The sequence below is a fragment of the Streptomyces sp. NPDC085866 genome (assembly GCF_044541035.1).
Lineage (GTDB): Bacteria > Actinomycetota > Actinomycetes > Streptomycetales > Streptomycetaceae > Streptomyces.
In genome coordinates, this window is sequence record NZ_JBITSQ010000008.1 from 372257 (window position 1) to 384497 (window position 12241).

The following is a 12241-nucleotide window of genomic DNA, read 5'->3' on the forward strand; positions in this document are numbered from 1 at the left end:
CGTGGGCGCGGCAACCTGTTCCGGCCACGGCGGCGACTGGATTGCGTCTCAACTCCCTAGGAAAGGAACGGCCAGTGCGGCAGAGCACCGGACGTCACCGCAGGACGCGCACCCTCTCGATCGCCGCCGCGGTGGCCGTGGCCGCGGGGGCCGGCGGCGTCTACCTCGGCCTGTCGAACGGCGGCGCCCAGGCCGCCACGACCGCGGTCACCGTCTCCACCACCGCCCAGCTGGAGTCGGCCGTCAGGAACGCCACCGCCGGTACCGTCATCCAGGTGCGGGGCGGCACCTACTACCCGACCGCCACCCTCAAGTCCACGGCCGGCGGCACCGGTTCGAACCGCATCACGCTCCAGGCGTACGGCACCGAGACGGTGAAGATCGACGGCTCCAAGCTGCCCGCCGGCTCCTGGCTCGCCGGGATCTACGGCAGCTACTGGACCGTGCAGAACCTCACCTTCCAGAAGTCCCCGGCCCAGGGCTTCGTCGTCACCTCCTCGACCGGAGGCGTCTTCAAGAACCTCGTCACCGCGAACAACGGCGACTCCGGGTTCACCCTGCGCGGCGACAACACCGTGAACAACCTCGTCCAGAACCTGGACAGTTACGGCAACTACGACGCCTCGGGGCACGGCCAGAACGCCGACGGCATCGCCATCAAGTTCGGCTCCGGCACCGGCAACAAGGTCACCGGCGCCCGCCTGTACAACAACTCCGACGACGGCCTCGACCTGTGGCAGTTCTCCTCGCCGGTCACCATCGAGCACTCCTGGGCCTTCGGCAACGGCAAGAACCGCTGGAACGACTCCGCCTTCGAGGGCAACGGCAACGGCTTCAAGCTGGGCGGCGGGGGAGCCTCGGTCGCACACGTCGTCAACAACAACGCGGCCTGGGACAACAGCCTCAACGGCTTCACCGAGAACTCCAACACCGGGGCGATCGCGCTGAACCGCAACACCGCGTACGTGAACGCGCAGGCGGGCTTCTTCTTCGAGACGGGCAAGGCCCGGCTGGCCCGCAATCTCGCCGTGAGCAACAAGGGCGGCCTGTCCAAGCTGAGTTCGCACACCGTCTCCGCCGCCAACAACTGGGACAGCGGGGTGAGTACGCCTGTCTTCAAGTCCACGGATGCCACGACGGCGTACGGCGCCCGCAAGTCGGACGGCTCCCTGCCGGCGACGACTTTCCTCACCACAGGCTCTGCCGCGATCGGATCGACGATGAACTAGCTGCTCCAAGCGATGGAAGGCGGTCCGGCATACGGCGCACGTGTGTGGGCACCACAAGGGCCAGCACGCCGAGTTCTGAGCGAGCCGCACGTCGCGGCACGAACGCCCCCGCCGGTCGTCACCGGCGGGGGCGTTCCGCTGCCGGCCGAGGGGGGCTCAGGCCGGCAGGCACTAGAGGGGACGTCGAATACGAACGTGTGGTTGTTTCCCCGGTACGAACCCGTGGTGAGGGAGCGGGTGTCGGAGCGTGTGCGCGGCGGACGCGGACGAGGGGAGGAACTTCTACGAGTCGCCCGCGCCGTCCGTGTGCGCCGCGAAGTCGCCGCCCACCGCGCGCTGCGTGCCGTCCGCCGTGGCCTTGACCGTGTAGCTGTCGTCCTTCGCGTCCCGGCCGCCGCGCTGGTGGTCGTACTGCCCGGCGAACACCCACTCGCCCTTGGGGACCGTACGGTCCTCCTTGAGCACCCAGGTGTAGACCAGGAAGCCGTCCTGCTCGCCGACGGTCAGGGTGAAGTCCTGCTCCGGCAGCGAGCGCCAGACGCCGGCCGAGCCGACCCCGCCGGTCTGTGCGACCTTCAGCTGCACGGTGAGGGAGGTGAGCTGCTCGCTCGTCTTGAGCGTGACGTTGCTCTGCGCCCAGAAGTCGTTGCTGTGCGGGTCCACCGAGCCGTCCGACCACAGCGGGCCGTCCGTCTCGCCATCGGCCGACGGCACCACGGGGGCCGGGGCGGAGGGCTTCGAGGAGGGGGAGCTGCTCGGCTCGTGTGTCTCCGGCGCCCTGCTCGGCACCGGCTTCACCGGCGGAACCGGGGCCCGGCTCGTCGCGTCCGGCGAGGGCGTGGGCGTCGGTGAGACCGCGACCGTCTGCTGCGGGGGAGTGGTGTTGTCCTTGACCGCGGACGCCACCGCGTACCCGCCGACCGCGAGGACTCCGGCGACCGCCGCGGTGGCGCTGACCACGCGCACCCAGCCGAACACCGGTGGGAGCGTGGCCCGGTGGTCGGGGCTGATCCTCGCGGCCATGCCCCGCTCGACCCGGGCCAGGATGCGCGCGCGGTCGGGTTCGTGGGCCTCGGCCGCCTCGTGCAGCCGGGCGCGCAGCTCGTCGTGCACGTCCTGCTGCCTCATCGGTTCCTTCCTCCGCTCCCGCCGCCGCGCGCCATCGCCGCGTGCACCCTCTGCGGAATGCCCTGGGCGCCGAGCAGGCGTTGCAGTTCGGCCATGCCCTTGGATGTCTGGCTCTTAACCGTACCCACCGACACCCCGAGGGCGAGCGCGGTGTCCTTTTCCGACAGGTCGAACGCGTGCCGAAGTACCACACATGCGCGTTTGCGAAAGGGCAGGCGACGCAGCGCCGACTGCACGTCCACCACGCCCGCGACGTCCGGGTTCTCGGTCTTCTCCGCGCGGTGCGACCAGAACAGCGCGATCCGGCGCCGCTCGCGCACCGCGCTGCGGATCCGGGTGCGGGCCAGGTTGGCGACCACGCCCCGCGCGTACGCCACCGGATGGTCGGCCGCGCGCACCCGGTCCCAGCGGTGCCACAGCGCCAGCAGCGCGTCCGCGGCCAGGTCGTCGGCGGCGTCGGCCTCGCCGGTCAACAGGTGGGCGAGGCGGGAGAGTTCGGCGTAGTGCTGTTCGAAGAAGGCATGGAACTCCACGGAGGCGGCGTCGTCGACGACTGAGCCCACGGGTGACCTCTTCCCAGTGCAACTCTGTGAGTGTCATGTGAATGACATGCGAACGCCCGGTGGAGCCCCGGACGGGGATCCGGAAGCGTAGCAGTGATCGCTTTCTGTCAGCCGTGCGGGGGGTCGGACAACGTATGGCACACCGAACCGGATTCCGTAACACGTTGAAAACCTGAAACGGGTTCGACGCGGGAACAATCCAGCCAGCATCCGCACACGCTCATCAGGCAACGAGGAGTAGGACCATGTCCGAGACGCAGAAGGTGGACCAGCGGCCGGATGCCGCGCCACCTGCCGGGAACAGCGTCGACCGGTACTTCAGAATCTCCGAGCGGGGATCGACCTTCGGCCGGGAGATACGCGGCGGCTTCGCCACGTTCTTCACCATGGCCTACATTCTTGTCCTGAATCCGATCATCCTGGGCAGCGCCAAGGACAAGTTCGGCCACTCCCTCGACACCGGTCAACTCGTCACCGCCACCGCGCTGGTGGCCTGTGTGATGACGATCATCATGGGTGTCGGCGGCAACCTCCCGCTCGCCATCGCCGCCGGTCTCGGCCTCAACGCCGTCGTCGCCTTCCAACTCGCCCCGCTGATGAGCTGGTCCGACGCGATGGGCCTGGTCGTCCTCGAAGGCCTCGTGATCTGCCTGCTGGTCCTCACCGGGCTCCGGGAGGCGATCATGAACGCGATCCCGCAGCAGCTGAAGCAGGCCATCGGCGTCGGCATCGGCCTGTTCATCGCCTTCATCGGCTTCGTCGACGCCGGGTTCGTCAGCCGCATCCCGGACGTCGCGCACACCACCGTCCCGGTGCAGCTCGGCGCCGTCGGCCGCCTCACCGGCTGGCCCGTCCTGGTCTTCTGTCTCGGCGTCCTGCTGACCATCGCGCTGCTCGCCCGCAAGGTGAAGGGCGCGATCCTCATCAGCATCGTGACGATGACCGTCGTCGCGATCGTCATCGACGCCGTCGCCGACATCAAGAGCTGGGGCCTGACCACCCCGAAGGTCCCGGACAAGATCGTCGCCGCCCCGGACTTCGGCCTGGTCGGTCACTTCAGCCTGTTCGGCGGCTTCGCCAAGGCCGGCGTCCTCACCGCCGTCCTGCTGGTCTTCACCCTCATCCTGTCCGACTTCTTCGACGCCATGGGCACCATCGTCGGCATCAGCGCGGAGGCCGGACTGCTGGACGAGAAGGGCCAGGTGCCCGGCATCGGCCGCGTGCTGTTCATCGACGGCGCCGCCGCCGTCGCCGGCGGTGTCGGCTCCGCCTCCTCCAACACCGCCTACATCGAGTCCGCGGCCGGTGTCGGCGAGGGTGCCCGCACCGGCTTCGCCAACCTGGTCACCGGCGGCCTCTTCGGTCTCGCGCTCTTCCTCACCCCGCTGCTGACGATCGTCCCGCTGCAGGCCGCGGCGCCCGCGCTGATCGCGGTGGGCTTCCTGATGATGACCCACGTCAAGCACATCGACTGGGACAAGTACGAGATCGCCATCCCGGCGTTCCTCACCATCGCCGCGATGCCGTTCACCTACTCGATAACCGACGGCATCGGCGCGGGCTTCCTGTCCTACGTGGTCATCAAGACGGTCCTCGGCAAGGCGAAGGAGGTCAACTGGCTGCTGTGGGGCGTGTCCGTCCTCTTCCTGGTCTACTTCGCGATCGATCCGGTGGAGCAGATCCTGGGCGTGAAGTAGGGCCGACGGGGCGGTTCTGCCGAACCGCCCCCTTCCCCTCGGCTACTTGAGTGCTGCCTGCATCATCGCCTTCGCCACCGGCGCCGCGAGCCCGTTGCCGCTCACCTCGGACCGGGCCGCATCCGACTGCTCCACCATCACCGCGACAGCGACCTCCTTGCCGCTGCTGTCCGACTTGCCGTACGACGTGAACCAGGCGTACGGCGTCTTGCTGTTGTTCTCGCCGTGCTGGGCGGTACCGGTCTTGCCGCCGACGGTCACCCCGTCGATCAACGCGTTCGTACCGGTGCCGTCCTTCACCACCGTCTCCATCGCCGACTGCAACTGCTCGGCGGTGGAGGAGCTCACGATCTCCTTGGTGTCCGCGCTGTCGGCATAGTCCTTCAACACATCGCCGCTGCTGTCGGTGATCTGCGAGACCATGTGCGGCGAGACCAGCTTGCCGCCGTTGGCTATGGTCGCCGACACCATGGCCATCTGGAGCGGGGTGGCGGTGACGTCGAACTGGCCGATGCCCGACAGGGCCGTCTGCGCCTTGTCCATGTTCGAGGGGTAGACGCTGGCGTAGGCCCGCACCGGCACGTCCAGCTCGTCGTCGTTGAAGCCGAACTTCTCGGCCATCGCCTTCACCTTGTCCTGGCCGAGGTCGACGGCCATCTTGCCGAAGACGTTGTTGCAGGAGTAGCGCAGGGCGACCCGGATCGACGCGTCCTCGCACGGGGCCGACTTGTTCTCGTTCGGCAGTTCCCGTGTGGTGCCCGGCAGGGTGTACGGGTCGGGGCTGTCGGTGCGGTCGTCCACGTTCTTGTACAGCCCGTTCTCCAGCGCGGCGGCCGCCACGACCAGCTTGAACGTCGAGCCCGGCGGCAGCGGCTGGCGCAGCGCCCGGTTGGTGAGCGGCTTGTCCTTGTCCGCGTTGAGCTTCTTCCAGGCCACCCCCGCCGTGTTCGCGTCGGTGAGCTGCGCGGGGTCGTAGGAGGGGGTCGACACCACGGCGAGGATCTTGCCGGTCTTCGGGTCGACGGCGACGGCCGCGCCCTTGTTGTCGCCGAGCGCGTCGTACGCCGCCTTCTGCACGGCCGGGTCGATCGTGGTGAGCACGTCACCCGGGTCGGCACGCTTACCGGTGACCGTGTCCATCACGGTCTTGAGCCGGTTGTCCGTGCCGTTGAGGAGGTCCTGGTAGATGCCCTCCAGCTGGGTCGGTGCGTAGGCCTGCGAGGCGTAGCCCGTCACCGCCGCGTACAGCTTGCCGTTCTTGTACGTCCGTTTGTACGCGAGGTCGCTGCCCTTCGTCCGCGCCGAGCCGGTGATCGCGTCCCCGGCCACGATGATGTTCCCGAGCGGGTGTGAGTACGTCTCGATGACGTTCCGCCGGTTGTCGTTGTCGTCCGCGAGGGCCTTGCCGTCGTAGAACTGCACCCAGGTCGCCCTGACCAGCAGGGCGAGCACGAGCAGCAGCGCGAAGACGGACGCCCGCCTGATCGTCTTGTTCATCCCGCTCGTGAAGACGATCGAGACGGGGGCGATCGTTCCCGTACGTCCTGTTTTCTCATCGCACGTTCAGGAAACCCGCCTCGTACGCGGCGATCACCGCCTGCGTCCGGTCCCGGGCACCCGTCTTGGCGAGCACCGCCGCGACGTGCGACTTGACGGTGGCCGGTCCGACGTCCATCCGCCGGGCGATCTCCGCGTTGGTCAGCCCGGCGGCCATGTGCCGCAGCACCTCGCTCTCCCGTCCGGTGAGCCTGCTCACCCACGCCGGGGGTGCGGGCGCCGTGCGCGCGTGCTCGGCCGCGAGGGCGCGTACGGCCGACGGGAACAGCAGGCTGTCGGTGCGCGCGACCAGTCGTACCGCCTGGACGAGCGCGTCGGCGTCCGCCCGCTTCAGCAGGAACCCGACGGCTCCGGCGCGCAGCGCGTCGTACACATAGGAGTCGTTCTCGAAGGTGGTCACGACCACGACCCGGGGCGGCTCGTCGAGGGTGGCGAGGATCTGCTCGGTGGCCCGTATGCCGTCCACCTCCGGCATACGGACGTCCATGAGGACGACGTCGGGGCGCAGCTCCCGGACCACGGACACCGCCTCGGCGCCGGTCGCCGCCTCGCCGACCACCTCGAGGCCGGGCTCGGCGGAGAGGATGGCGCGCAGGGCGGTGCGGACCATGCGCTCGTCGTCGGCGAGGACGATCCGGATGGCGGGCCGGGTGATGGCCGCCCTTTCGTCGGTCACGTGGATCCCTTCAGTGGCAGTCGGACGTGCAGGCGCCAGGTGCCCTTCTCGGCCCCCGCCCGGGAAGTGCCGCCGAGCAGCCGTACCCGGTCGGCGACGCCGCGCAGGCCGTGGCCGCCGCCGGGACGGGGAGCGGTGCAGGCGCCGAGGGGGTTCTCGACGGTGATGTCGAGGTGGCCGTCGACGGTGGCGATGCGGAGGACGACCGGCTCACCGGCGTGCTTGAGGGCGTTGTTCAGGCCCTCCTGGACGATCCGGTACGCCTCCCGGGAAACCAGCGGGGGCAGGGCGGCGGGGCCGGTGTCGACGGTGGCCGTCACCCGCTGCCCGGCCGCCCGGGTCCGGCGCAGCAGCCCGTCCAGGTCGGCCGCCAGGGTCGGGGCGGGGGTGGTGCCCGGTGCGTCGCCGTCCCGCAACACGCCCAGTACGGCGTCGAGTTCGCCGACCGTGCGCCGGGTGGTGTCCTCGATGGCGGCCAGGGCCTCGCGGACGAAGTCCGGGTCGGTGTCGAGGACGCGGCGGGCGGCGCTCGCCTGCAGGGTGACGGCGCTCAGCGCGTGTCCGACGGAGTCGTGCAGCTCGCGGGCGAGCCGGTTGCGTACGGCGAGGTCGGCGGCCCGGGCCTCGGCCGCGGCGAGCCGGTCCGCGGGGCTGGGCCCGAGCAGGGCGGGCGCCCAGTGGGCGAGCAGCGCCCCGCACGCGGCGACGCAGGCGGCCAGGGCGATCAGCATGGCGAGGCCGGCGACCGGACAGAGCGCCAACCCCCAGCCGTGCCATAGGACTTCGGGCGTGCCGATCCGGGTGTCGCGCAGTCCCTGGAACAGGGGCAGCAGCATGAGGAACACCGCGAACGGCGGTACGGCCAGCGACATCCCGGAGATGATCCCGCCGAGGCCCAGGTGCAGGGTGAACCAGGCGGCCGTACGCCCCCGTTCGGACCGCGTCCGGGCCGGGGCGTGGGCGAGGGCGTCCCCCTCGATCCCGCACAGGGCGCGGGCGGCGCCGGCCTCCAGCGGGCGGGTCAGCGGAAACAGCGAGGTCACGGTGGCGAGCGGCAACCCGAACGCGAACGAGCCGAGTTGCAGGGGCAGGGACCCGAACACGTCGTCCACACCGGCGAGCGGGCCGACGATCACCGAGCCGACGAGGACGTACGGCATGGCGAGCGCGCCGCCGAGGATCAGATGGATCCAGCGGCGCCGGGCTCGCCCGCCGAAGAGGAGTCCCAACGCCCGGGTCACCGTGGGGTCCTGGCCGACCGGTCCGCGAAGTGGTGGGCGGCGACGGTTGCCACGAGCAGGCCGACGATCATGTGCACAGCGTAGGTGAGGCTCATCGCCGGTGTCGGGCGGTGGGCGAGATCGTGGGAGGTCACCAGGGCGCCGAGCGCCATCCAGCCGCCCCAGCAGGCGACCGCCCCGGAGCCGACCCAGGCCAGGGCGAGCGGCACGGTGACCGGCAGGGTGCGGGCGCGGCGGAAGGCGAGCTGCCAGGCCCCGGTGACGGCGGCGGCGAGGAATCCGGCGTAGACGACCTCCATGAGCCGGCCGCCGCTGAGGTTCCGCCCGGCCGTGAACCCGCAGGCCCACAGCAGCCGCAGCGTGCCCGGGAAGAGCGCGAGCAGCGCCGCCGTCACGGCGGTCGTCCGCTGCGCGGCCGCCGTGCCGTGCGCGGGCAGCTCCCGCACCCGCCCCCGCCACAGGTGGCCCCACCGCTCGCGGGCGTACCCGACGAACAGCACCCCCAGAGCGAGCCCCTGCACGATGAACCCCCCGTACACGACCCCGAACACCCACCCGTCGAGGAACGGCCGGTCGTCACCGCTGTCCGAACCCGCGTGCACGACCATCTGCAGCGGAAAGCCCACCATGATCGGCGCGAGCAGGCCCGTGGCGACCCACATCGGCACCGCGAGCACCGAGGCGGGCACCCGCCGCCCCCATGCCTGGGTCAGCAACAGCGCCAGCACGATGACAGCGGCGTCCATGAGTACGGTGAGCCCGTTGGCCAGTGCCATGACCATCCGGTGCTCCAGCAACGGACTCCCGTCCGGGATGCCGAGATGACTCCCGGAGATCCAGGCGAGCTTGAGGGACAGGTAGGGCAGACAGGAGACGATGGCCACGAGCCGCAGCACGGGGCGGAGCCGCGGGCTGGTGGCGTCGGCGGCGGTTGAGGAAGTCATGCCTCAACGCTCCCGTGCCCACGGGGCTGCCCACTTCCTGCGTGACGACGATCCGTCTCCGCCGCTCGGCGGAGACGCCGTCCTCCTCACAGCCTCCGCGTGGCCAGCGTCAGGCGGTCCCGCGCGTCGAACAGGGCGTCCTTGATCATCTGTTCGTGGGCGGGGGTCAGGCGGGCCACCGGGACCGAGCAGCTGATGGCGTCGCGGGCGGGGGTCCGGTACGGGATGGCCACGCCGAAGCAGCGCAGGCCCAGCGTGTTCTCCTCGCGGTCCACGGCGAAGCCCTGCTCACGGACCTGGTGGAGTTCCTCGATCAGCTTCTCGCGGTCGGTGATGGTGTGCTCGGTCAGGGCGGGGAGGGTCTCCGGCAGGAGCTTGCGGACCTGTTCGTCGGTGTGGGTGGCGAGCAGCGCCTTGCCGAGGGACGTGGAGTGGGCGGGCAGGCGGCGGCCGACGCGGGTGAAGGGGCGCAGGTAGTGCTGGGACTGGCGGGTCGCCAGGTAGACGACGTTCGTGCCGTCCAGGCGGGCCAGGTGGATGGTCTCCGTGGTGTCGTCGGAGAGGCGGTCCAGGGTCGGGCGGGCCGCCGCCACCACCTCGTCGCCGTCGATGTAGGAGGTGCCCACGAGCAGTGCCCGCACCCCGATGCCGTACCGCGTCCCCGTCGCGTCCGTCTCCACCCAGCCCAGCTCCACGAGCGTGCGCAGCAGCATGTACAGGCTGGACTTGGGGTAGCCCACGGCCTCCTGGACGGCCGCGAGGGAGTGCATACCGGGCTTGCCGGCGAAGTACTCGAGCAATTCAACGGTCCGCACCGCGGACTTGACCTGCGCCCCGCCTGTCTCGCCTGCCGACATCGCCGTTGACCCCTTCGTTCGACGAGGACCTGGATATATAGTCTCCGAGCAGCGTATTCATCATCAGAGACAGCGTTCAGTATATCGAACGCGGCTGATGGTTGACCCAGGAAGTGCGGCCTTACTTGGAGGGACCCGCGGTGGCAGCAGCACCAGTCTGGAGTGTCGACCCGCGCACCGGGAAGCAGCGTGAACAGGTTGCGGTGGAGGCCACAGCCCAGGAGGTGGACGCGGCCGTCAGGGCGGCACACGCCCTGCGTGGTGCCCTCGCCGACCGCACCGTCCGCTCCGCCTTCCTGCGCTCGGCCGCGGCAGGCCTGAACGCGGCCAAGGACGGTCTGATCGAGACCGCCGACGCCGAGACCGCCCTCGGCCCGGTCCGGCTGACCGGCGAACTCGCTCGCACGGCGTACCAGTTGCGGGCCTTCGCCGACATCGTCGACGAGGGCGCCTTCCTGGACGTCATCATCAACCACCCCGACGACACCGCCACTCCGCCCATACCGGACCTGCGCCGTTACAAGGTCCCGCTGGGCGTCGTGGCCGTCTACTCCGCCTCCAACTTCCCCTTCGCCTTCTCCGTGGCGGGCGGCGACACCGCGAGCGCGCTGGCCGCGGGCTGCCCGGTGGTCGTCAAGGCCCACCCGGACCACCCGGCCCTGTCCGAGCTGGTCGCCAAGGTGCTGCGCCGGGCCGCCGCCGAGCACGGCATCCCGGAGGGTGTCGTCGGCCTCGTGCACGGCTTCGAGGCGGGCGTCGAGCTGATCGAGCACCCGCTGGTCGCGGCGGCGGGCTTCACCGGATCCGTACGCGGTGGGCGTGCCCTGTTCGACGCGGCCGCCGCGCGCCCGGTGCCGATCCCGTTCCACGGTGAGCTGGGCTCGCTGAACCCGGTCCTGGTGACCGAGGCGGCGGCGGCCGAGCGGGCGGAGGCGATCGGGTCCGGCCTCGCCGGGTCCATGACGCTGGGCGTCGGCCAGTTCTGCGTCAAGCCGGGCCTGGTGCTGGTGCCGTCCGGCGCGGCGGGCGACGGCCTGGTCAAGGCGCTCACCGACGCCGTCAGCGACACCGACGCGGGTGTCCTCCTCGACCACCGCATGCGGGACAACTTCGTCGCGGGCGTCGCCGAGCGGGCGCAGCTGCCCGAGGTGGACACGCCGGTCACGCCGGGCGCGGGTGGCGAGCACACGGTCAGCGCGGGGTTCCTCACGGTGCCGGCGAGCAGGCTGGCCGAGCAGGGCGCGTACGACCTGCTGCTGGAGGAGTGCTTCGGGCCGGTGACCGTGGTGGTCCGGTACGAGGACGAGGGCGAGGCGACGGCGGTGCTGTCGCGGCTGCCGGGCAACCTCACGGCGACCGTCCAGCTGTCGGCCGAGGAGGCCGCCGGCGAGGGCCGGGGCGCCGAGCTGCTCGCCGAGCTGACTCCGCTGGCCGGTCGCGTGCTGGTGAACGGATGGCCGACGGGCGTGGCCGTGGCTCCGGCCCAGCACCACGGCGGTCCGTACCCGGCGACCACCTCCACGTCCACGTCCGTGGGCGGCACGGCCATCGAGCGGTGGCTGCGGCCCGTCACCTACCAGGGCGCACCGGAGGCCCTGCTGCCGCCGGAGCTGCGGGACGACAACCCGCTGGGCCTCCCTCGGCGGTTCAACGGCGGCCTCGAACGCTGAACCGGTTCACGAGACGGAGGCAAGGCAACCTGCGAGACTCGCGCCATGGACGTGGAACTTCCCGAACTCCCTTTCCCTCTTCGGACCTACGGGCCCGACGGCAACTGGTCCTACGAGGGGGGCGTGCTCACCGGGTGGGCCGGGCCCCGGCAGGACCGGTTCGTCACGCCCACCGGTGAGGCCCTGGAGCCCGCCTCCGACGCGCCCCGGCTGCTCGGGGCGCCCGAGGGCGACTTCCAGCTGATAGCGCGGGTCACCGTCGGGTTCGGCGCCGCCTTCGACGCCGGAGTGCTCTACGTCCACGTCGGCGAGCGCGCCTGGGCCAAGCTCTGTCTGGAGTACTCCCCGGACGTGCCCACCGTCTGCACGGTGGTCACCCGGGGACACTCCGACGACGCGAACTCCTTCACCGTGGAGGGGAGTTCGGTGTGGCTGCGGGTCAGCCGGACCGGACGGGCCTTCGCCTTCCACGCCTCCCGGGACGGCGAGCGCTGGACCTTCGTCCGGCTCTTCACCCTCGGCGAGGAGAAGGAGACCGGCGCGGCGCTGATCGGCTTCATGACCCAGTCGCCGATGGGCGAGGGCTGTGTGGTGACCTACGACCACATCGAGTTCCGGCCCGGCTGGCCGGACGATCTGCGGGACGGCAGCTGAGGGTGAAGGGCGCGGCGGGCGTGGA

General features: G+C 70.8%; 11 protein-coding genes. 4 read left to right on the top strand and 7 right to left on the bottom strand.

Going from position 1 to position 12241, the window contains the following annotated elements; translation table 11 throughout:
- Positions 1–74: 74 nt before the first annotated feature.
- Positions 75–1229, top strand: a complete 1155-nt coding sequence (locus tag ACIF83_RS22510; RefSeq protein WP_399729272.1) for a right-handed parallel beta-helix repeat-containing protein — start codon at positions 75–77, stop codon at positions 1227–1229.
- Positions 1230–1511: 282 nt separating this feature from the next.
- On the opposite strand, the gene ACIF83_RS22515 is transcribed toward ACIF83_RS22510, so the two are convergent.
- Complete coding sequence (locus ACIF83_RS22515) at positions 1512–2357, bottom strand: hypothetical protein (protein WP_399729275.1); 846 nt, start codon at positions 2355–2357, stop codon at positions 1512–1514.
- Positions 2354–2920, bottom strand: a complete 567-nt coding sequence (locus ACIF83_RS22520) for a SigE family RNA polymerase sigma factor (RefSeq protein ID WP_393481978.1) — start codon at positions 2918–2920, stop codon at positions 2354–2356. The genes ACIF83_RS22515 and ACIF83_RS22520 overlap by 4 nt, the downstream gene beginning before the upstream one ends.
- A gap of 245 nt (positions 2921–3165) precedes the next feature.
- Between ACIF83_RS22520 and ACIF83_RS22525 the strand changes: the two genes are divergently transcribed.
- A complete protein-coding gene (locus ACIF83_RS22525) occupies positions 3166–4617 on the top strand; it encodes an NCS2 family permease (protein ID WP_398138640.1) in 1452 nt (483 codons plus the stop codon).
- Between the two features lie 42 nt (positions 4618–4659).
- On the opposite strand, the gene ACIF83_RS22530 is transcribed toward ACIF83_RS22525, so the two are convergent.
- The 5 genes from ACIF83_RS22530 to ACIF83_RS22550 form a co-directional block, all read right to left on the bottom strand.
- The gene (locus ACIF83_RS22530; protein WP_399729278.1) at positions 4660–6114 is read right to left on the bottom strand and encodes a peptidoglycan D,D-transpeptidase FtsI family protein; all 1455 of its coding nucleotides are present in this window, start codon (positions 6112–6114) and stop codon (positions 4660–4662) included.
- Between the two features lie 55 nt (positions 6115–6169).
- On the bottom strand, positions 6170–6829 hold the full coding sequence (locus ACIF83_RS22535; protein WP_399729445.1) for a response regulator: 660 nt from the start codon (positions 6827–6829) through the stop codon (positions 6170–6172).
- A gap of 17 nt (positions 6830–6846) precedes the next feature.
- Positions 6847–8091 (bottom strand): sensor histidine kinase, encoded by a 1245-nt coding sequence (locus ACIF83_RS22540; RefSeq protein ID WP_399729281.1) that lies wholly within the window; start codon positions 8089–8091, stop codon positions 6847–6849.
- A complete protein-coding gene (locus tag ACIF83_RS22545) occupies positions 8088–9035 on the bottom strand; it encodes a hypothetical protein (RefSeq protein WP_399729284.1) in 948 nt (315 codons plus the stop codon). Before ACIF83_RS22545 ends, ACIF83_RS22540 begins: the two co-directional genes overlap by 4 nt.
- 86 nt (positions 9036–9121) lie before the next feature.
- A complete protein-coding gene (locus ACIF83_RS22550) occupies positions 9122–9892 on the bottom strand; it encodes an IclR family transcriptional regulator (protein WP_145874802.1) in 771 nt (256 codons plus the stop codon).
- Between the two features lie 140 nt (positions 9893–10032).
- On the opposite strand from ACIF83_RS22550, the gene ACIF83_RS22555 reads away from it, so the two are divergent.
- Together ACIF83_RS22555 and ACIF83_RS22560 are read left to right on the top strand one after the other, a co-directional pair.
- Positions 10033–11562, top strand: a complete 1530-nt coding sequence (locus ACIF83_RS22555) for an aldehyde dehydrogenase (NADP(+)) (protein ID WP_393481993.1) — start codon at positions 10033–10035, stop codon at positions 11560–11562.
- A 45-nt stretch (positions 11563–11607) separates the two neighbouring features.
- Positions 11608–12216, top strand: coding sequence for a DUF1349 domain-containing protein (locus tag ACIF83_RS22560; RefSeq protein WP_399729289.1), 609 nt, complete (start codon positions 11608–11610; stop codon positions 12214–12216).
- Positions 12217–12241: the final 25 nt, after the last annotated feature.